General features: G+C 56.3%; 20 protein-coding genes and 2 pseudogenes. 9 read left to right on the top strand and 13 right to left on the bottom strand.

Annotation, left to right across the window (positions count from 1 at the left end):
* The first annotated feature begins 127 nt into the window (after nucleotides 1–127).
* The 3 genes and pseudogenes from C453_RS19215 to C453_RS20080 all read left to right on the top strand — a co-directional run bounded on the left by C453_RS19215 (nucleotide 128) and on the right by C453_RS20080 (nucleotide 2,715).
* A complete protein-coding gene (locus C453_RS19215; RefSeq protein ID WP_008327224.1) occupies nucleotides 128–1,051 on the top strand; it encodes a winged helix-turn-helix domain-containing protein in 924 nt (307 codons plus the stop codon).
* Between the two features lie 56 nt (nucleotides 1,052–1,107).
* Nucleotides 1,108–1,923, top strand: a pseudogene (locus C453_RS21040) (hypothetical protein).
* A gap of 324 nt (nucleotides 1,924–2,247) precedes the next feature.
* Nucleotides 2,248–2,715 (top strand): hypothetical protein, encoded by a 468-nt coding sequence (locus C453_RS20080; protein WP_152418108.1) that lies wholly within the window; start codon nucleotides 2,248–2,250, stop codon nucleotides 2,713–2,715.
* 178 nt (nucleotides 2,716–2,893) lie between these two features.
* Here C453_RS20080 and C453_RS19700 read toward each other — a convergent pair.
* Nucleotides 2,894–3,115, bottom strand: a pseudogene (locus C453_RS19700) (transposase); the annotation flags it as partial.
* A gap of 102 nt (nucleotides 3,116–3,217) precedes the next feature.
* Between C453_RS19700 and C453_RS19200 the strand changes: the two are divergent.
* Nucleotides 3,218–3,529, top strand: a complete 312-nt coding sequence (locus C453_RS19200) for a hypothetical protein (RefSeq protein ID WP_008327223.1) — start codon at nucleotides 3,218–3,220, stop codon at nucleotides 3,527–3,529.
* Between the two features lie 63 nt (nucleotides 3,530–3,592).
* Complete coding sequence (locus tag C453_RS19195; protein ID WP_008327222.1) at nucleotides 3,593–4,744, top strand: signal peptidase I; 1,152 nt, start codon at nucleotides 3,593–3,595, stop codon at nucleotides 4,742–4,744.
* A 44-nt stretch (nucleotides 4,745–4,788) separates the two neighbouring features.
* Here C453_RS19195 and C453_RS19190 read toward each other — a convergent pair whose 3' ends face one another.
* The 3 genes from C453_RS19190 to C453_RS19180 all read right to left on the bottom strand — a co-directional run bounded on the left by C453_RS19190 (nucleotide 4,789) and on the right by C453_RS19180 (nucleotide 7,341).
* Nucleotides 4,789–5,886 (bottom strand): LamG domain-containing protein, encoded by a 1,098-nt coding sequence (locus C453_RS19190; RefSeq protein WP_008327221.1) that lies wholly within the window; start codon nucleotides 5,884–5,886, stop codon nucleotides 4,789–4,791.
* A gap of 54 nt (nucleotides 5,887–5,940) precedes the next feature.
* A complete protein-coding gene (locus tag C453_RS19185; protein ID WP_008327220.1) occupies nucleotides 5,941–6,501 on the bottom strand; it encodes a DUF7344 domain-containing protein in 561 nt (186 codons plus the stop codon).
* Between the two features lie 210 nt (nucleotides 6,502–6,711).
* Nucleotides 6,712–7,341: a hypothetical protein gene (locus C453_RS19180; protein ID WP_241430799.1), complete on the bottom strand. Its 630-nt coding sequence runs from the start codon at nucleotides 7,339–7,341 to the stop codon at nucleotides 6,712–6,714.
* A gap of 124 nt (nucleotides 7,342–7,465) precedes the next feature.
* Here C453_RS19180 and C453_RS19175 point away from each other — a divergent pair, with 124 nt between their 5' ends.
* The gene (locus tag C453_RS19175; protein ID WP_008327218.1) at nucleotides 7,466–8,038 is read left to right on the top strand and encodes a hypothetical protein; all 573 of its coding nucleotides are present in this window, start codon (nucleotides 7,466–7,468) and stop codon (nucleotides 8,036–8,038) included.
* 30 nt (nucleotides 8,039–8,068) lie between these two features.
* Nucleotides 8,069–9,376 carry a hypothetical protein gene (locus C453_RS19170; protein ID WP_008327217.1) on the top strand — a complete coding sequence of 436 codons (1,308 nt, stop codon included), beginning with the start codon at nucleotides 8,069–8,071 and terminating at the stop codon, nucleotides 9,374–9,376.
* A 71-nt stretch (nucleotides 9,377–9,447) separates the two neighbouring features.
* Here C453_RS19170 and C453_RS19165 read toward each other — a convergent pair whose 3' ends face one another.
* From C453_RS19165 to C453_RS19150, 4 genes are all read right to left on the bottom strand, one after another.
* A complete protein-coding gene (locus C453_RS19165; RefSeq protein ID WP_008327216.1) occupies nucleotides 9,448–10,584 on the bottom strand; it encodes a DUF5305 domain-containing protein in 1,137 nt (378 codons plus the stop codon).
* A 116-nt stretch (nucleotides 10,585–10,700) separates the two neighbouring features.
* Entirely contained in the window at nucleotides 10,701–11,012 is a 312-nt protein-coding gene (locus tag C453_RS19160; protein ID WP_008327215.1) for a DUF7521 family protein, read from the bottom strand.
* A 1-nt stretch (nucleotide 11,013) separates the two neighbouring features.
* A complete protein-coding gene (locus C453_RS19155) occupies nucleotides 11,014–11,385 on the bottom strand; it encodes an ArsR/SmtB family transcription factor (RefSeq protein ID WP_008327213.1) in 372 nt (123 codons plus the stop codon).
* Between the two features lie 299 nt (nucleotides 11,386–11,684).
* Nucleotides 11,685–12,869: a LolA family protein gene (locus C453_RS19150; RefSeq protein ID WP_008327212.1), complete on the bottom strand. Its 1,185-nt coding sequence runs from the start codon at nucleotides 12,867–12,869 to the stop codon at nucleotides 11,685–11,687.
* A gap of 420 nt (nucleotides 12,870–13,289) precedes the next feature.
* On the opposite strand from C453_RS19150, the gene C453_RS19145 reads away from it, so the two are divergent.
* Complete coding sequence (locus tag C453_RS19145; protein ID WP_008327211.1) at nucleotides 13,290–14,051, top strand: rhomboid family intramembrane serine protease; 762 nt, start codon at nucleotides 13,290–13,292, stop codon at nucleotides 14,049–14,051.
* A 45-nt stretch (nucleotides 14,052–14,096) separates the two neighbouring features.
* Here C453_RS19145 and C453_RS19140 read toward each other — a convergent pair whose 3' ends face one another.
* Nucleotides 14,097–15,062, bottom strand: coding sequence for a DMT family transporter (locus tag C453_RS19140; RefSeq protein ID WP_049907936.1), 966 nt, complete (start codon nucleotides 15,060–15,062; stop codon nucleotides 14,097–14,099).
* Between the two features lie 203 nt (nucleotides 15,063–15,265).
* Between C453_RS19140 and C453_RS19135 the strand changes: the two genes are divergently transcribed.
* Nucleotides 15,266–16,054 carry a helix-turn-helix transcriptional regulator gene (locus C453_RS19135; RefSeq protein ID WP_008327209.1) on the top strand — a complete coding sequence of 263 codons (789 nt, stop codon included), beginning with the start codon at nucleotides 15,266–15,268 and terminating at the stop codon, nucleotides 16,052–16,054.
* Between the two features lie 52 nt (nucleotides 16,055–16,106).
* Here C453_RS19135 and C453_RS19130 read toward each other — a convergent pair whose 3' ends face one another.
* The 4 genes from C453_RS19130 to C453_RS19115 all read right to left on the bottom strand — a co-directional run bounded on the left by C453_RS19130 (nucleotide 16,107) and on the right by C453_RS19115 (nucleotide 18,339).
* Nucleotides 16,107–16,298: a helix-turn-helix transcriptional regulator gene (locus tag C453_RS19130; RefSeq protein WP_008327208.1), complete on the bottom strand. Its 192-nt coding sequence runs from the start codon at nucleotides 16,296–16,298 to the stop codon at nucleotides 16,107–16,109.
* Nucleotides 16,295–16,699: a DUF2178 domain-containing protein gene (locus C453_RS19125; protein WP_008327207.1), complete on the bottom strand. Its 405-nt coding sequence runs from the start codon at nucleotides 16,697–16,699 to the stop codon at nucleotides 16,295–16,297. Before C453_RS19125 ends, C453_RS19130 begins: the two co-directional genes overlap by 4 nt.
* 200 nt (nucleotides 16,700–16,899) lie before the next feature.
* On the bottom strand, nucleotides 16,900–17,304 hold the full coding sequence (locus C453_RS19120) for a DoxX family protein (protein ID WP_008327206.1): 405 nt from the start codon (nucleotides 17,302–17,304) through the stop codon (nucleotides 16,900–16,902).
* A gap of 201 nt (nucleotides 17,305–17,505) precedes the next feature.
* Nucleotides 17,506–18,339, bottom strand: coding sequence for a zinc metalloprotease (locus tag C453_RS19115; protein WP_008327205.1), 834 nt, complete (start codon nucleotides 18,337–18,339; stop codon nucleotides 17,506–17,508).
* Nucleotides 18,340–18,906: the final 567 nt, after the last annotated feature.

Below are 18,906 nucleotides of genomic sequence, written 5' to 3'. Positions count from 1 at the left end.
ACTGTTGGAAGATAGTTGTTTGGTATGTTTGCTTCATTGGGTTGGAGTATCTCCATCTCAACGGAATCAGCTCTGCGTTGCAAAACACCGAAATGATTTATATATTGGTTCGCTAGTATGCAATAGTATGCTCACAGAAGGCGAGATTCGTGCCCTCACTGCCCTTCGCGGTGAGCAGACGGTCTCTGAACTCGCAACGAATCTCGAGCGGAGTCTCAGCTACACCTCAGAACTCGTCGAACGGCTCGAAACGGCTGGCCTCGTCGAGACACGCCGACAGGGGAAAACAAAGCAGATTCGACTGTCGGACGCGAAGGCACTCGAGTTACTCGCGAACCTCACACAGCAGTATGCACACATCGACTGGCCGGAGCTGTTGTCAGGGGCGGCCCTCCGTGTGTGCTACTATCTCGATACCCCACGGACCGCGACAGAGCTCGCACGCCACGCCGACGTCCACAGAAGTACCGCCCACCGTGCGCTTGCCCCGCTTCAACATCGCGGACTCGTCTACCAACCCGACGACGGGGCGTACGCACTGAATGACGGCTTCGAACAGCTGAGTATATTCGCTCGTGAGCTTGCCCATCACGTCCACCGCCAGACGGTCGAAGCACAGACCGCCACCTACACCATTCTGTGGGAATCGCTTGACGAGTTCCTTGTGCAGACGCCGACTGAAATCACCGACGAACACTTTATTCCGACAGGCCCCGACCAATTCCAGCGATATGGCCTCCCGCTGTTGGCACGTGACCGTCGGTACTACCTCTATTCGGAGACGACGAGTGAGCTCTCGCCGGAGACATTGTGCTGCCACATGCTCGTGATCGATTCGGGCGCACGAACGCAGTCATACTGTCTACTCTTGCTCAGTCACGTCGATATCAACCGCGACGAACTCCGATCCCAAGCCGTCACGTACGGCGTCGACGATGTCGTCGACGAGCTTTGGACATATCTCGACACCAGCGGTGCCCAGCGAACGTCGCGACTCCCCGAGTGGGAGGACTTTCAGGAACTGGCTGAGGAGTACGAGGTGACGCCATGAGGGCGCGATTTGATCGTTCATACATCCGGTCGGAACTCGAGCGCATTGGCTAGCAGCTGGACACCCCACTCACCGTCTTCTTGATTGGCGGGGGGTCGATGGCGTTTCGCGGACTCAAAGAGACGACCAAAGATATCGACCTCATCGTCTCCTCCGGGGACGACCTGGGTCAGCTCCAAGTGGTACTCCTCGAACTGGGATACGATAGCGTCCGGGAACCGGACGAAGCGTACGAAGAACTTGGTGCCCAGCGCATCCTCGAGAACGATGATGGATGTCGCATCGACGTTTTCAACCAGTAGGTGATTGGCAAACTGATTCTGTCTCCCGGCATTCGTGAGCGGAGTTGCCGCGAGTGAAACGAGCGGGAGTACGGAAGACGAGCGAAGCGAGTCTGCAGGAGCGAACGGTATCTCGATCCGGAGAATCTCGTGGTCGAGCTCGTGCGTCCAGAAGCCATCTTCCTGTTCAAAGCGGTCGCCGGTCGGGTGGACGACATCGAGGATCTGTTTTCGGTGCTGCAGACTGGCCTCAATTTTGACGCCGTCGAAGCAGAACTCGAGACGCAGGTCGAACTCTTGGAGCAAGAACTGTTCGTGACGTACGTCAACGACGCGTTGACCGATCTCACCGAGCAACACAACGTGACGACACCGTTGCACGATCCCGTTGCGGAGCTCACCGAGCGCGTCTACGAGGAGCTCGAAGTGCTGCACGCGCTTGACGACCCGAAGTCGGTGGCTGCCCTGCAACAGGAACTCGACTGGCCTGCAGCGGCCGTCCAGGAGATTGTGCGACGACTGGAAGAGAAAGACGCCGTCGCAGTCACCGATGGGCGTGTCGAACGTCGCGCAACGACGAATAGAGAGTAGCGGGTTCAAAGCGGAAACAGAAGACCATACTGTCACAGCAAAAATAACGAATAAAGATACTGGAGAGCAGTGGTCCGCCCTCAGATTGGGCTTCTCCTACACGGGGGAGACTACAGATAACCAAGGTCATGCCGCGATACTATATGCTCAGAAGCAGGACGATATAGTCTCTGTCCGTGGGATCACTCAGCATGAGGGAGAGCCGGTCACAGTTCACGAAATGACGGGTTCAGCACACGGAGGTTCAGCACGCGCTTTCGCGACTGCTGATGACGGAAATGCATCCACATATACAGTCCCAGTTGTTGGAGGGGACAAGTAACAATGGCTCTAAATTACGTTGGCAGGATTCCGATTGATAATCTTTGTGATGCCTTTGAGGATCCGGACCATCAGTTAAATGATTGGTTAGACGAACACGGGATAGACTATAATGCAGAGGTGCTCAGTTGCGCAGCTATCAGTATCGGGGCCGTTAAGGCCGATCCTCGACTTGGGGCCATTGTGGCAGGAGTTTGTGCCGGGCCCACTTTAGGATGCGCAGTTAACGACGCAATTCGAGAGAACACTCCCTGTGATGCACAATATGTCGGGGTATACGTGACTGATGCGCGTTTTGCAGATGTGAAGTATCCAGTAGGACTCAAAGTCATGTGTGAGAGTATTGATGTACCCGAGGAAGCAGAAGAAGCCGCAAAAGAGATGGCTAATGATCTTGAGGATGCTGCTAATGATGGCGCTGACTATGCTGTCGAAGTGGGACAAGATGTTATTAAGGAAATAGAAAAATAATTGATAATGGAATCGATGAGATAGGTGATATAATAAACATGGGACAGGACTACGTTATTCAATAATAAACCCAGTCAATCAAATTTCTTCATTTTAATACATAACCAGATAATGATTCCAAAAAACACCTTGTCATAAAATTGGGCTCTGGTGAATCGCCATGCGGCGGTTGATTTGGCTAGGTTGCGGCACGCTTGATGTTATGAACGACACATTTCAAGACGAGTTCACGAAATTCTCGGTACCACGTTCGCGCACGCACGGCGTCGCCGTGCGTGCGCTTGATCGACGAGAAGACGGTCTCACACATTGATCTTTGACGGTATCGAGGCCCATCGACCCGCGCGTTATGCGCGTGGTCGATGGGGCGGAAGATGCGATGTTTAATCAGCGGTCTCACGCTCGTCGATTCCGGAAGTCCAACATCCCACTCCGGTTCACGCCGCCGACGTCGTGCCACTTTGTAGTCAGATTGATGTATGTTGAATTAGAAAATTAATCTATGTCGTTTGATATCCCTGCTTTGGACCTGCTCCCGGACGTTCCGCTTTCTCCTGATGCGGTCGGTCAGTTCGAGTCTGAGGATGGCATCTGCAGAGCGCTCCCAGTAGCAATCAAATCCACTGATTCCACGGGGTTCGAGCCGCCACACGTCGATGATATAATTTTAGCAACCCAGAGCGAAGTTCTCTACGTCACACGCTCACCTGGGAATGGGTGGGAAATCGAGCATTCGGAAGAATACGAAGCCGAGAACCAACTCACAGACGCTATCGAGTCAGTCACCGAGTTTGCGGAACACCAACTCTCGTAGCAGAGTGTCGCATGTTGCTTCCACCTCCGCTAGTTTGAAACCCTACAACTAAGAAGAGAAGCTATGTTGCGGCAGTTCGCAGAGGATTTTTTCACCGTCGTAGCCACGATTGTGGTCATCTCACTCGTGGTGGGTCAACTCCTCGGCCAACCTGTCCTTCTGGGGTACGTCACCTCTGGGAGCATGTCGCCGACGCTGCACACGGGAGATGCCTTTGTCGCTATCCCTGAACCGTTCTCTGGTGAAATCGAACCGGGAGATGTCATCGTCTTCGACGCCATCGAACTGCAAGGGGGTGGGCTGACGACACACAGAGTCGTCGAAGAGACAGAGCGGGGCTATATCACGAAAGGTGACAACAACCCGTTTCGGGACCAAAGCAGCGACGAACCGGTGGTCACAGAAGACAGAATCGTCGCGACAGCCCTCCAGATAAACGGCAACGTAATTCGAATCCCGGGGCTGGGGACTGCCATCGCGACGGTTCGAAACACCGTGTCTGGTGCACAAACGGCGTTGACGACTGCACTCGGTGTCGATTCACCGTTCGGCTCACAGGGGCTCAGCGGCTTGTTCATCTCCGTCGGACTCGTCCTGTTCCTCTTCATATTTATCGACGATTTACGCGATGGACAACAGAAGAGCCGAGACCGAAAGCGGTCACGAACTGACAGCGACGCCATCGACGGTCGGTGGGTCGCGCTCGGGTTAGCATTCTTGGTGCTCGTCCCGGCGAACGCCGCAATGTTGGCACCGAGCGGGACGCATCAAGTTGCTGTCGATGGAGACGAACTGTCAGACGATATCCAGCCCGGTGACCAGGTCGAAAACGGGTTCACCGCGAAGAACGGCGGGCTCGTGACGATGCTTATCTTCCTCGAGACGACCCATCCAGACGCGGAGATGAGCCAAAACAGGCTCGTCGTTCCACGTGATAAATCGGCGACAGCGACGCTCTTCGTGACCGCACCACCGCCGCGCAAGCAAACCGTCGTCACGATTACCGAGCGTCGATACTTCTTGATACTCCCGCCGAGTATCATCGAACAATTGCACTCAATTCATCCGGTTGTGGCTATCGCTGCATTCAACGTACTCATACTCTTGAGTGTCTCTGCGATGGTCGGTGCAGTGTTCGGGTTCGGCTCGAAGCGTCTTCGAGATACGAGCCGCGATATTCCGCTCACGCGTCGGCTAAAGCGCTTGTTCAAATGAGCACATTGTAAATTGCGGGCTCGCTGTCTACGACGAGGTGGATGTCACCCGTCGATGTTTCCGTGACGGTAGAGATTCCGAACTTCTTCCGCGGTCAGTGCTCGACTGTAGATACGGGCGTCATCTAACAGCCCAGTAAAGCCATAGTCGAGGTTCCCTCCGTGGTCGAGACCGTTTCCGATACGGAGTGGTTGCCCAGATGGTTGTGCATCGGGGACACTCGGGACGTCGTAGCCAACTTCGTTGACGTACACGTGGTCTCCTTCGTCACTGTGTGTCCAAGTCAGAAGCTGCCAGTGGCCCTCCTGAACTGAAATGCCAGTGAGTTCGTATCGCTCTGTCGTCTCGATCACGATTTCGTGGTCTCTGTTACTAAACGGTCGCTCGGCGATGAAGAACTGGTAGCTTTCGTCGCCGACCGAATTCCACTTGCTAAACAACCTCGCCAGGTCGTGACTTGATCTCTCCCAGTATCGCACCCAAATAGAGAGTGTGAAGTCAGACGTCAGGTCTAACTCGTCGTCGTCTTGGACCGTCACGACATCGTGATTGCCGTTGAAGCGCAACGTCCTATCTTTGGGCAAGGCGTTTCTCGGCCACGTCTGCGGCCACGTAGAGCGACTTCGTTGCGCAGTGTGGGAACCCCATTCGTCGTCGAGGTACGTGGTATTCTTGGGCTCGCTGAACGTCCACCTGGCGACTTGGGGGTCGTCGCACACGATGGTGAAGTCTCGTGTAAGTTCGACTTCTTGATCGTTGCCACCTGCAGAGATAGTGAGTTCGACAGACGTCGTCTCTTGGGAACACGACAGCGTGGCTTCGATGTCGCCCTGTTCACCGGGCGCAAGTTGCCTCGGTGTCTCGACATCGCGTATCGGCGCGCCGAGTGGCACGTCGACGTGGAACCACGTGAGTGGCTCGTCGAATCGATTCGTCAGCGTGGTGAGTGTCACGCTGTTGCCGTCACTGCCCTCTACATGCGTGTCACCAACACCAAGGAGGGCGTTCGAATCAGCCTCTGTTCTAAGGGTGCTTGCTCGGTCGGCGTTAATCGTCGTGAACCCGGCGGTATCGACAGCGAGCATTCCCGCGCCGGAGGCGAGTAACGCGAGTGCGCCCCGCCGAGTCCACTTTTTCGTCATTCTTGGATTTCTGGGAGTGTATTCGTCATTCTATGGGCCTTGGGGAACTATTCGTCATTGCATAAGTTCTGGTGGTTTGTCGGTCTCTCCCAACTGCATACGCCGATTCTGGTAGACGTGATACGCCGCAGAGCCCATGAAGAGAAGCGAAATAACCGCGGCCCACACCAGTTGTGGAATCCAGGCGGGGAACACGCCAACCCAGACGGCAGCGACGAGGCTAATCGCTACTGCCGAGAGCCCAAGATAGTATTCGGCCCACGGAATCGAGTTGCCTGGTACGACATCCAGATAGACGTCCAAATCTGTCGCCTGTTCGGTCAGTGTGATGGTCCCGTTATCGTGAGTGATGACACCTGCACGTTCCAACGCCGGAAGGTGTGTCTGCTGCATCGAGGTGTACACGCGATGTCGTTCGGTAGACGTGACTTCGCGGACGGACTTTCCGTTTTCCCATGCTGCGACTTGTTCAGCGAGGTTCGAGAGTTCAGTTGGTCCATCTCCTTGTTTGATCGCGTGGAGGGCGTATCGACGGCGGTGGTTACTTAAGAGACCGTAGACCTCGTCGCGCGAGACAGGTCTCTCACCAGAGCCTCTCTGCTCCAACTGCACCATACGCGTATCTTCAGTATTGACAGTAATACGTGTTCTCGTTACGTTCTGCATTTTGATATTGTCAATGGCAACCAATCATCAATACCGATAGTATCTTCCAACGTGGCGAAGGAAAACGCCACCCAACTCTCCAACTGACCGTCAGCAGAGTCGCGAGACGAACGCCGACAGACAACCCAAGCGAATACCCATATCCGCCGTGAAGACCGATTAGGCTTCGTTGATCGTGATGGTCAGCGTTTCACTCTCGGTCCCGGTGTCGCCAGTTTCGAGTTTGGCACTCAGTTCGGACGTCGTATCGGCGGCGACGTCTTCGCTGTAGGGGTTGCTTCCGCCAATCTCGGTGAGGAACGTGTCGCCAGATTCGAGTTCGACAGAGAAGGCCTGTCCACTGCCATCGTCGTTGTTCACCAGCGTGAAGAAGCCAGTGGGGTAGGTGTACGTGCTGTTCGGCATCAGACGCTCGTCGGTACTCCCGTCTTCGTATCCGAAGACGACAGTCACGTCGTTGGCGATGAGACTCACGTAGTTCTCGTCGATGTCAGCGTTTCCGTTCGCATCGAGCGTATCGCTCGCCGTGGGGAACAGCGTCGTGGGGTCTGTGACGAGCGTTCCGTCAGCGCTGCGCAGCGCGACTTCGTCGGAAGACGCGTCAACCAACACGTCCGTGAACCGGTCTGCAATCTGCGAGCCGTCTTCGTTCCCGTCGTCGTCGACGCCGACCACGTTGACTTCGACTTCGCGTGTCGCCTCGACTGTGCTAAATGCGCCAGAGCCGAATGCCGCACCAGTTCCGATACCAATCGTCCCGATGAGTCCGAGGACACTTCTGCGGTTCATCTTCATACCCGTCCCTTCACAAAGTGACGACTTACTAATGACTGGCGTTAGCTGGGTTAAACCACTGATTAAGGGGGCTAATGCTGTTCAGTAATAAGCCCATGTACGAGAGAGTTCAAGTAAGATGAATCGCAGAAGTCTCTTACTCAGTATCGGTGCCGCAAGCGTTGGAACGGGTGCCGTCTTCGGCTCCGGTGCGTTCACTTCTATCGAGGCAGACCGCAACGTCGATCTCAATGTTTCCAGTGACAGCGGGTCGGCACAGGTAAGTTTCGACAAGGGAAGTGGCGTTGGTGCGGGGACGATTATCGGGACAGATACGAGCGAGTCCGTCGACGTGATCAAGTTCGAAGAGACGAACCTCAACGAGCGCGCGAAGACGACGTTCACTGACGCTCTCGAAATCGACAACAACGGCAGTAACACGGTTAATTTGTACGTCGATGGTAGCACTGATGGCGTCGGTGACGACCCGAGTAATGGCGACGTTCTCGACTTTCGTGTCGACGACGCGTCTATCGTCGGCGACGGGACGTCCGGGAACGCAATCGAACTTGGTCCCGACGGAAACAATGGGCAGAACGCTGACGTCGTCGAAGTCGACATTGTCGTCGACCTCCTGGACGACAACGTCGATGGAAGCAGCCTCGACGATATCGGATCGGTGACGTTCGTCGTGGAAGCGACGAACAACTGACGGACGAGCCACCTATAGGTCCCCGCAAGTATGAACCGTACCCTCGTCGCCCTCGTCGCTCTCGCCGCAGTTCTCAGCGGCACCGTCTTAGCGACAGGTGCCTTCACGGGTGGCGACGAGATTGCACCAGCGTCCGACTCTGGGGTGTATCTCACCGCGGCAGACACCGAGAACGGCAACCAGTACGTCGAGTACGACGACGCTGGACGCATCCGACTCCATCTCTCTCCGGTCCTTCCAAACAGTCACACGCAAGTGAACGACCTCTTTGTCGTCGGATTCGCTGGCTACGAGAACAGCAACGACAGTACGACCGTCCGACTCAGGACCGATAGCGAGCGGATAACGATTCATCGGATGGACACCGGCCAGCGCGTCGAGGGCGAACCCATACAGCTTCGTCCAGACGAGTCTGTGTTGTTCGGCGTCACTGTCATCCCCGAGGACCGCGATTTCACCGGCGAAATCACCGTCGAAGCCACCGTTCCTGAATCGGGGTCCAACTCTGGCGGAGGGTCCGGTGGCTCGGGTGGTAGCGGCGGCTCGGGCGGCGGTTCGGACGGTGGCGATGGCGGAGCTGGTGGTGGCGGCGATGGCGGAGCTGGTGGTGGCGGCGATGGCGGAGCTGGTGGTGGCGGCGATGGTGGAGATGGTGGCGGTGACGATGGAGGTTCTGCCGGAGGTGGCACGGGTGGTGCTGGCGGTAGCACCGGCGGAAGCGACAACGATGGTGCTGACGGTGTCGATAGCGGAACGATTGGTGACGATGCGACGAACGACTCAGGGACCCAGGGTACCCTTACGACTGCCACCACCACTCCCGAACAGTCAGGCGATGAGAACACGAGCGATGACACCGTCACCAGTGCTCCCGAGTCGGACGATGGCGATACCACCGACGACGGGCAGTCGTCGAGGCCGACAGACGGGACTGAACAGTCCACCGAACTGAGTGGGTTCATCCCTGGACTCAGTCCCGTCTTCGGTGTCTCGTGGGTATGGTGGTTCCCACTCGGTGGGTTCGCTGCCGTGCTGTCGAACTACCTCGTCCAGACGCGACTTCGGGACGTGCTGCCCGTCTTCAAGACACAACAGTCTGTGCGACGCCGCCGACTGAGAGACGTTCTTCTACGCGAGGCCGCAGTAGGGGCGGTTGTCGTCGTCCTCTCGGTACTGGTCTCGTTCGCCCTCGCGAGTGCTGGCATCACCGGTGTCCCACAACTCGTTGGCACACTCGGCTTTTCGGTCATCGCCGGCAGCACGTCGGGCTACAGACGCCTGCCGAACCTTCAGCTTACCAGTCACGGTGTGGATGGCGACCCACTCGAATCAGAGTAGTTAGGCCGAGCGACTCGTCGCGTCGGCTTGGCCGAGTTGCCCGTCAGGAGTTGTTTGGGCCGAAAGAGCCGTCAGGAGTCGACCGAGTCGTCGACCTGCGCTTCGTCGTTGTTGTTCCAAAGGAATTCCCCGTCGGTCTCTGGCTTCGGTGGCTTTTGATACCGGAACAGTCGGTCGCCGGTAAATACGACAAATTCGTCGCCCTCTCGCTGCTCGATGACGCGGTTGTCCGTGTCGATGGCGACGTCGACCAGCCCTTCGAGGGAATCGACTTCGACAGACCAGACAGTCTCTCCGACGGGTTTGATTTTTCCGACAGTAATCCAGTCGTCGAACTCCTCGCGGGCTGACTGATAGGCCATCCACTCTTCTTCGCGGTCACTGAGCGAGAGTCGACCGGTCGACCGCGCAACGACGAGGCCGCCCGCGGCGACCACGCCAAGCAAGAATAGCACTGGACTCCCGACCTGCCGGAGGAGGCCATAGTCGGGCGTGACCGTCACGTCTGCGGTTCTCTCGTCACCGTGGTTGATTCGTCCGGGGTCTTCGACGCGGTAGCTATTCTGTCTCGGAACGACCGGGAGGCGGTACGTTCGAGCCGTGTCCACTTCCTGTCCGTTCCGAGTCCCCGATAGCTCGACCCGTGTGACAACCATCACGTCGAGTTGTCCGGGCGTCCCACCGTGTTCACGGTCGATACGACGAACGGTTTCAGTCGCGTCGCTGACGTTCAGCGAGAAAGGAACCGAGAGGCGTTCGTCTGGCGTGAGTGTCTCGTCTCGTTCTTGGGCGAGTTCGCGCTCAACCTGCCAGTAGACGACTTCGTCGGACGAACCGGCCGACTCGACAGACCGGTACTGCACAACTACTGTCGTCTCTGCGGCGAGGTCGCTGTCGTTGCTGACTCCGTACGTATAGCTGAACGAACCGGTCAGTACGGGAGCGACGTGGGTCACGTACACTGACCGGTCTCGGAGGACAGTTCCCTCGGCGAATGCCGACGTTCCATTGCGGACTGTCGCGTTGTGCGTGTACGAGCCGCTGGACTGCCACGAGGAGAGTTGCCGAGTAACTGTCTCGGTTTCCGGGGCGACGTGGGTCGTGTACGTCATGTACCCGCCAAGCAGTCCGACGACCAGCAGACAAACGAGAATCAGACCGAAATTATCGACAATTGTCTTCGTGATATCACGTCGCCGACTGCTCATAAAATATGAAACGACGAGTGAGGTAGATAAGGTTTGATACAGATTGGCGGCGGGACGGGTTCAGCGATTTCGAAGCGCGAACCCGAGGCGGGTGACAAACAAGTACGTAGGACGGGTCACTCCCTGGAGTGTAACGAATAGGCGATGAGGAGGACGCCGAGGAACTGGAACGTCCGCGTGGCGAGTGTCAGCGGGCGCTGGTATTGCAGCCCAATGTAGCCCTCTCGAAGGAGGACCGAACCGACGAAGGCAACGCTGAACGCGACGGCTGTGAGGAAGAATAGCCCAAGCGACAAGGCCTGCATCGTCCGGCTATCGTGGCGGAGATAGCCGCGATAGGCTTGATAGCCAACGTAGCCACCGACGAGCGTCGAGCCGAAGGCGAGTGCAATGATAAGCCAGTCGAGTGTCGCAGTTAGTCCAACCATCTCAGAGGTTCTCCCACATTTTCTTGAATCGGTCGGCAGTGTCGTCTTCTTCTTGGCCTGGGAACGCCTCGGGAGACGTTCGGGTTACGGATGTTTCGAAGCTTCCGACGTCCAACTCGAGAGAGAACTCCGAGAGTGTAGCCGCATAGACCTTGTAATGGTTACCGCTCTTCTGGACTTTGGTTTGTTCTTCGATAAGACCGTATTCCTGTAATTGTTCGACCCGCCGGTAGACTGTCGGCTTGGACATCTCACATTGGGTGGCGAGTTGTTGGGCGGACATGGGTTTGATACTTGTTGCTGCGAGGATGTCTCGGGCGTACTCGTCGCTGAGGATGTCGAGAATCTCACTCAGCTCCGGCTCCTCAGTCACGCTTCGACTGTGGAACTGTAAGCCGAATAGAAAGCCTGACCGGTTTCGGGGTCAGCGATTCGGGGGAGACTGAGCCGACAATGGAGTGCAGGGGTCATCGTATTTCAGTGTGCGAGTACTTTGGAGGGGTGATGTCAGAGGGGACCACGATGGCTATCGTGGTATCGCGATGGGCAGGGGTGAAGTGACGGGTGCGGGCAACACCCTATCGACTCCGAGACATCCATCGCATTTCGACGAAGGGGCTGGGAGATAATATAAAAGTGGGAGTAGTTTCTGGGTCAGAAACAACCCCCGAATTACGAGTTCGAACAGCCGACTGATTGCCCGACAGCGACGAGTTCGTCTGTACTGACACCGGTGCCACGGACGGTGTACCGGTACTGGTCACAGTTCCACGACAACGATGTCGTCGGGCCACGGTCGAATGTCGCCGGACGGCCATCGATAGTCAGGTCCTGGTCTTCGGAGTCGATGGCGTAGGTCATGTTGTACTTGGCAATCGTTATCCGTCGTCCTTCTGTGGCGTACCGGAGGCCGACGCTCTGGATTCGACCGGTGGTTCGGGTTGCGTACGTCAACTCGAACTCGGCAGGGAGAGACGGGTTCGGAATCGAAACCGAACTCTGTGCTCTGAGTCTCTCGACGCTGTGGTACCATTCTGTTTTGGGGGTCTTCGGGCGTTCGACTGTCGTCTCTGCGGTGATTTCAGGACGGAACGTGTCCGCCGGTACCTGCGGATTGAAGCTCACGTTCGTATATGTCGTCGTCATCGACCGGGTGGTTCCGTCGATAGTCCACTCAGTCTGTTTTCGGAGTGGGTAGAACCGTTCCGTGTCGAGCCACAGGCGCTGTCGGAATTGGGTGTCGGTTTGGTTTGTCGCGGGCGTGACGCTGATGACGTACGCATTTCGCCCGCCGACAGAGGCTGTCTCGACGTACTCAGCAGTGTATCCGCCAGATGCGTTGGTGTCTGGAGCAACCCCGTGCCGTGGGACAACTGGGAGTGGTGCCACGTCCGGTGCCTGTGGTCGCCCAGACTCGTCTGTGAGTCCTGCGGCAGTGACGAGCCGCTGGAGACGGAGCGAAGTCACCGACTCGGCCGGGGGACCAGTCAAGTGGATGGCTGTGACGGTGCTCCGGTTTCGAGTGTGGAGCCACAGGGTTGAGCCGTTAGAAACCTGTAGTGTGTAGCGCCGCGACGAGTCGTCTTGGAACTGAACGCGCTTCTTGTCGGTTCCAGGGACGAGCGTCACGTCGGCGACGGTTCGAGTTGTCGTCGTTCCATTTTTTTCGTGGATGACTGTTCGAGTCGCGTCGAGTGTGTCTATCGAGTGGTAGCGTTCGCTCACGTTCGCGTCGACTGATGGACTGCTGTCGGTCGCGACGAGTCCCGACGACCAGATGATGGCGGGGAGCGCGACTCCGACGATGAGGAGGACGACGAGTGAGCGTCGGTCGGTTGGGAGGGGAATTTTAGCCATTTTAATGACACGATCGCCTGATGGGAACTATCCAGGTGCGTGAGGTCGAGACGTGAACAGGTCCACAACTTACGTGGACATGTCGCTCGAGGACCTTCTCAGCACGTGGTTTGCGGCGGTTCTAGAAGAAACTTGGGGACGTAACAAGACAGTGACGGTATCGAAGCAGACAGTGAAAATATAATTAAATCACAACACTTCCAACGAATTATAAATGATATAATTCATACCAGTCCTCCGAGGGCCAGTTTTGATAACTACTGCAAAAATATTATACCTATTCAGAGTACAATAATGTGTAAGAGCGTGCGCGCCGACACAGAAAACACGAGTCAGAAGTCGTTACGCCGGCTATTTGTTGAGCGCACGCACCTGGTAGACTTTGGGTTTATCTGCACGTTCCCCGCCATACTGCTTCTCGTGTACCAACTGCCATACGCGGTCCGTGAGTCTCTCGTATTCGATTACACCGACCCGACGGTCGTGACCGCGTTTACCTCGTCGTTCGTTCATCTGGAGACCGGACACCTGCTCACGAACGTCTTTTTGTACCTCGTCGTCGTCCCAACACTGTATCTTCTGGGTATCGCGAGTGGTAACCGGCAACGATTCTACATATTCGTGAGTACAGTTCTCGTTGCATTTCCTCCTGTGCTTTCATACTTGAACCTCGCCATCATTCGGTCCTCGGCCACGCTTGGCGCATCGGGTGTCGTTATGGGCCTCGTTGGATGTCTCCCGCTCACGTTGGCTGACTATTTGGAGAGTCGGTTCGCTATCGGCCCGGTACGGACGTTCGCACCGATGATGTTTCTCACGAGTTTGGGGCTCGTTTCGGTCTTGAGTGTCCAATCTGTCGTCCCGGAGAACTCGACGGTGTTGTTCGTGACTGCCGGACTGGTCCTCGCTGTCTTCCTCACTGTCTTGTTCTACGCAATCTCAGCCTACGAGCAAGTAGATAATATCCTCTCGAAACTTCGCTCCAGTGCCGACGCGACCGGCTACTTCGAATTGAGCGTCGCTGCCATCTTTCTGTTTGTTACGGTTCTGTTCGTCGCATTTCCGGTCGACCCGACGACTGAGAATGGTGTCGTAAATCTCTACGAACACTTCGTCGGCTACTCGTTGGGCTTTATCGCATCGTTCACGACGGTCGAAGTACTGAACCAATTCGGACGTTGAGGTCGTCTCCGCTGCTGTCTGCCGACCGAAAACACCCGACGAAACTCAGTTCGTCGAACGAAGCGACGACAGCACCACGTCGTACAACGCTTCTACTTCTTCGACAATCGAGTCACTCGCAAGGACAGCGAAGCCGACGAATATCGTCGCGAACCCCGTGATGGTCGACGCAGAGATGGATTCTCCAAGGAGGACCGACCCACCGAGCGTGGCGACGATTGGGACCGCGTAGAACACGAGGTTCCCGTGAATCGGTCCCACTTCGTCGAGAAGTCCGAAGTAAGCGATGTAGGCGACTGCACCGGCGAAGATGCCGACGTATCCGAGTGCGACGATTGCACTGGGGGTCCACGTAACCATCGACAGCGACTCCCCCGAAGCGACACTAAAGCCGTGGGTGAGAACAGCGCTCACCGGGAGCGCCCACGCTGTCCGAACGGTACTCGAAATAGATGTCTCGGCCCAGCGGATGACGACAGTCCCGAGTGTGCCGGTGACAGCGCCGAGGAACACGACGCCTTTCCACACAGCCGCTCCGCCAAGGAGATTCGACGGGTCGACGTTGACGACGAGCGCGACACCGACCAGTCCGATGAGCATCCCGACTGCGCCGCGGGACGAGAGGCGTTCGTCTGCCAGAACGACCATCGCGAACACGGGCGTCAAGATTGGGTTGAGACTGAAGATAATCGACCCGACACCGCTGGAGACGTACTGCTGGCCAACGAAGAGGAAGGCGTTCGACAGCCCGATTACGAACACGCCAGTTGCAAGGATACCGACGATGTCGTGAACTGACTGAGGACGTAGTTCGTCGCGTGGCGTCGTCACAGCGACATACGCAAGCAACACGACAGCAGCGATGTCGAACCTGAGTGCGACGAACAGAAGCGGTGGGAAGAACTCGAGTCCCGCCTTCGCTGCGACGAACGTCCCTCCAAAGAAGACACTCGCGAGCGTGAACAACACGAGGCTTCGGTGCGTGCCTCCTGTGCTCCCGTGGGCCTTCATTCCGAATACTCACCCCGGGCCGCTGAGAGAAACAAAGAGTGCGACAGTGAACTCATACCTCTGTGTAGGACGACCCACTACTTACATTGATTCAGAAATTAGTTCACAGTAAGAAACCCGCAGGAGCGTGTGGCAGGTATTCAAGGAGTGAAATTATTTCGCGACACGAAAACCGTATACCAGTGGGACACAGAGAGACGTGTATGGAATCGGCGTTAGAAGAAATCGAATTTCTCGCGCTCTCACCGAATCGGGTGGAGGCCTTAGCACATCTCACGGAGACGGCCCACACTCGGCGTGAACTCGTCGAACTCACTGGTGCATCCCAGCCCACGCTGGGGCGGATTCTCCACGATTTCGAAGACCGGGGATGGATTGAACGGGAAGACGGTGCGTACCGTGCGACTGTGACGGGGACACTCGTTTCTCGGGGGTTCAGCGAGTTGGTCGAGATTCTCGATACCGACCTCGAATTGCGTCCAATCGTTCGATGGCTCCCCGCGGAAGCCATCTCGTTCGACCTCGAACACCTGACGGAAGCGACGATTACGAAGCCGAGTCGCGTCCGTCCGAACGCGCCGGTAAAACGAGTGCTCGACCTCCTCGGAACCGCGACAGACGTGCGGGTCGTCTCCTACGCGTTCAACGAACAGAGCCTCGAACTCATCTCAGAGCGGACTGCCTCGGGAGACCAGCAGTTCGACGGGGTCTTCTCGTCGACGGCAATCGACGCTCTCGCCGACGATTCACAGTTACGAGACCAACTCCGAGACTTGCTCACGGCGGAGAACGCCACGATTCGAATCTCTGACGAGTCGATTCCAGTGGCCATGACGATTACGGACTCTGTCGTCCATCTCTTCTTGCGCGACGACAATGGCATTCTTCAGGCCTCGCTCGATGTCGACGAGCCCGAGGTGTTCTCGTGGGCAGAGGCACTTTTCGAGCAGTATTGGGACGACGCGACGCCGCTCACAATCGACCGGCTGTAAGCCGAGGTTCGAATAACACCTCGCGTTCGTTTGACCCCGGCACACAGCCGGTTCAGTCGAGCCAGAACAGCGCTTCGACCGAGCACTCGAACTCCGCAGCCAACTTCAAAGCGAGTTCGAGACTGGGGTTGTAACGTCCTCGTTCGATGGAGTTGATAGTCTGCCGCGTGACGCCTACGTGCGAGGCGAGTTCACCCTGCGTCAGATTCCTCTCTTCGCGATGCTCTCTGACTGCGTTGTTCATGCAACCTGTGTCGTCTCGTACAGCGTGCTCCCGAGATGTACGAACGACAGTGCGGCGACGAAGAACGCGATGGGTGTCAACCAGACGGGCCACGCGACGACGTCGAGTGCCCAGAGTGCAGTCACCGTCGGGAAGACGATTGCTGACGAGATACCGACGATAGCGACGGTTCGTTGACTCGCGGCTGCCTGTCTACTTCTGTCCCGTTCGTCGAATAGTGGCCCGTCGTACCGGCGAACGATAGCGATCGCGACTGTGGCGCTCACGACGAACGCGATGACGCCGATGATTGGGTATCCGAGCGTAATGAAAGCCGCAAGTGCAACTCCCGATAGCAGCCACAGGCCGGCGTAGAGACGACGATACGAACGTTCTCTGGATTGTGTGTTTGGATTTGACATGGTGTCTGTCTGGTCACTGTGTAAAGCGACCTTTACAGTAAAGCGTATTTTACATCCTATTAATTCTATCGCCGAATCAGGTCTCTCACGTGGTCTCGGATGTACACCACCGACGAAGAACTGCGTCTGGAACTGCTGAGATGGTGTCTCTCGACTCCGACTCGACTAGAAGAACTCACACCGACGTCAAGCGTTCCTCGTCAGGTGTACCACCACGCCCACGCAATCAAGACACCCTGCATCGGGAGTCGGAGCCACAACGCGACCGTCGAGGGTGCTTTGAGTGCTGGTGAAACGCCGGCGAGCACGACGTCGCTCGTCGCCATATAGACGTTCGCCGGGAAGACAGCCACCAAGAGCGCGATGAGTCCCCACGCGGCGAGACGCTGGGTGCGCTGAACCAGGACGCCCACGCCGAGTACGATTTCGGCGATACCGGATAGGTAGACGAGTGTGAGTGGCTGGGGAAAGAGTGGCGGGATGACGCCAGCGTACGCACTCGGCACGACGAAATGCATCACACCGGCCACGACGTAGAGAACACCCATCGCGTATCGAAGCGGGCGTTTGTATCGAGCGAGCCTCGAGAGACTGTCGACGTTCATTCCGGCTGACTGTTCGACCGAGTACCAAAGAACGTTGGCACCTGGCAACTGGTATAATAGAACGGTCTCCCGAGACAAGTCGTGCGAACGCGAGTAATTGTCGGCTGAAACGGTGCAGTTGTCTACTGGGCTTTCCACTCCAAAATCGAGAGGCATGCTGACTGGGAGGGAGTCAGGTACGTCCTTTCGGCTGAGTGATGGCTAATCGGTCCATTGGTCTGTCTCACCTAACTCGTCGTCTCCATCGAACGGTTCCGGGAGTTCGGTTTCATTCTCCGCATTCAGGAGGAGGTACCCAAGTGCAGTCGCAGTGTTGTAATCGATATACTCTGGATTTCGTTCGCCGACATATAGGGTGGCGTTTTGGTAAACTTCGAAGCTGTCGTCGCTATCTGTGTTGAAAACCCAGTACTCCCAGCGAACGCCCTCGTGATCACGCATTTTGACCACGATGTTAGCCTCTTCTCGACTGTCGACGAAGCGGAAGGAGACGTCTTTTTCGAGGTGGTCAGTGTCTTTGGTCCAGTATTGCCATCCCTCTCGAATCTCCTGTCGATACGTATCTTCTTCGACGCTGGAGACGGTCCCTGACGTATCGAAGTAAACTCGGAAGCTGGTCGTCTGCCACCCGTAAGATCGGTTTTCGAGATTCGTCTCCGGGATGAGTAGTGTACCAATTGTCTCGTTCATCACCGGAACCTCGTTACTATCTTCGTGAACGAGGCCACGTGTATGTCCTAACTCATGGATGATGATATCCTGAGTGCTCTCCATCGCATATCGGTCTTCCACTCTGACAGTCTGCGTGAGGGCGACATCGTCTTTTTCGAGCACCGGTGCACATCCAACGGTCGAATTGTCGTAGCCATCGCAGTAGGTGATTTTATCGACGAACTGAATCACAATCTGCGCTTCAGATGCGTTAGATACGTACGTGTAGTTTGCATCGTACGACCCTACCGATTGGTTATTCCAGAAGTCGATAGCGCCGACGACCGCCTGTTTGTACGAGCGATTCAAGGCATTTTCATCCACGGCGTATCCCACTCGAATCGGGTCGCTCTGGAAAGGATTATCTGGGCGGGCCTGTGTCTCCACTTCTGGTGTCGGCGTCGCAGTGGGTGATGCTGTTTGTGTCGTAGTGGTTGTCTGTGTCGACGAGGGAGTAGTAGGTGCCGGGTCGGTGGTGCCTGCGCACCCAGCCAACACGACGAGAAGACATAGTAGGAGTACGCGTCGAGACATACTAGAAAGAAATACAGTTCGAAATTATGTCTTTTGATTACTGGCTCTCCCGTGAAGATACGATATCATGGGTGTAAACCCGGATTCTAAATTCTAGTACTAAATTTGGAAACCAGAGTCACGTCCGTCTCCTACTCGACGCACATCGCGATGTTTTCGGCCGCTTTCATCTCGAAGACGGCGTACGAAGCGGGCACGGTATTGACGATTGTCTTCCACGTCGGGTGTTGTTCAGTTATACAAACACCTCAACGCGACCATTGATTTAGAGAAGGTCTGTGACGAGCTTGTTGTGGGATAGCGACTGAGGGTAATTCGGAGTCGATGGGTATTCCTACCAAATGAGACGATTTCACC

This window comes from Haloferax elongans ATCC BAA-1513 (genome assembly GCF_000336755.1).
In the GTDB taxonomy this organism is placed as follows: domain Archaea; phylum Halobacteriota; class Halobacteria; order Halobacteriales; family Haloferacaceae; genus Haloferax; species Haloferax elongans.
Note: the sequence above shows the minus strand (reverse complement) of the source record. Positions and strands in the feature narration are given on the sequence as shown.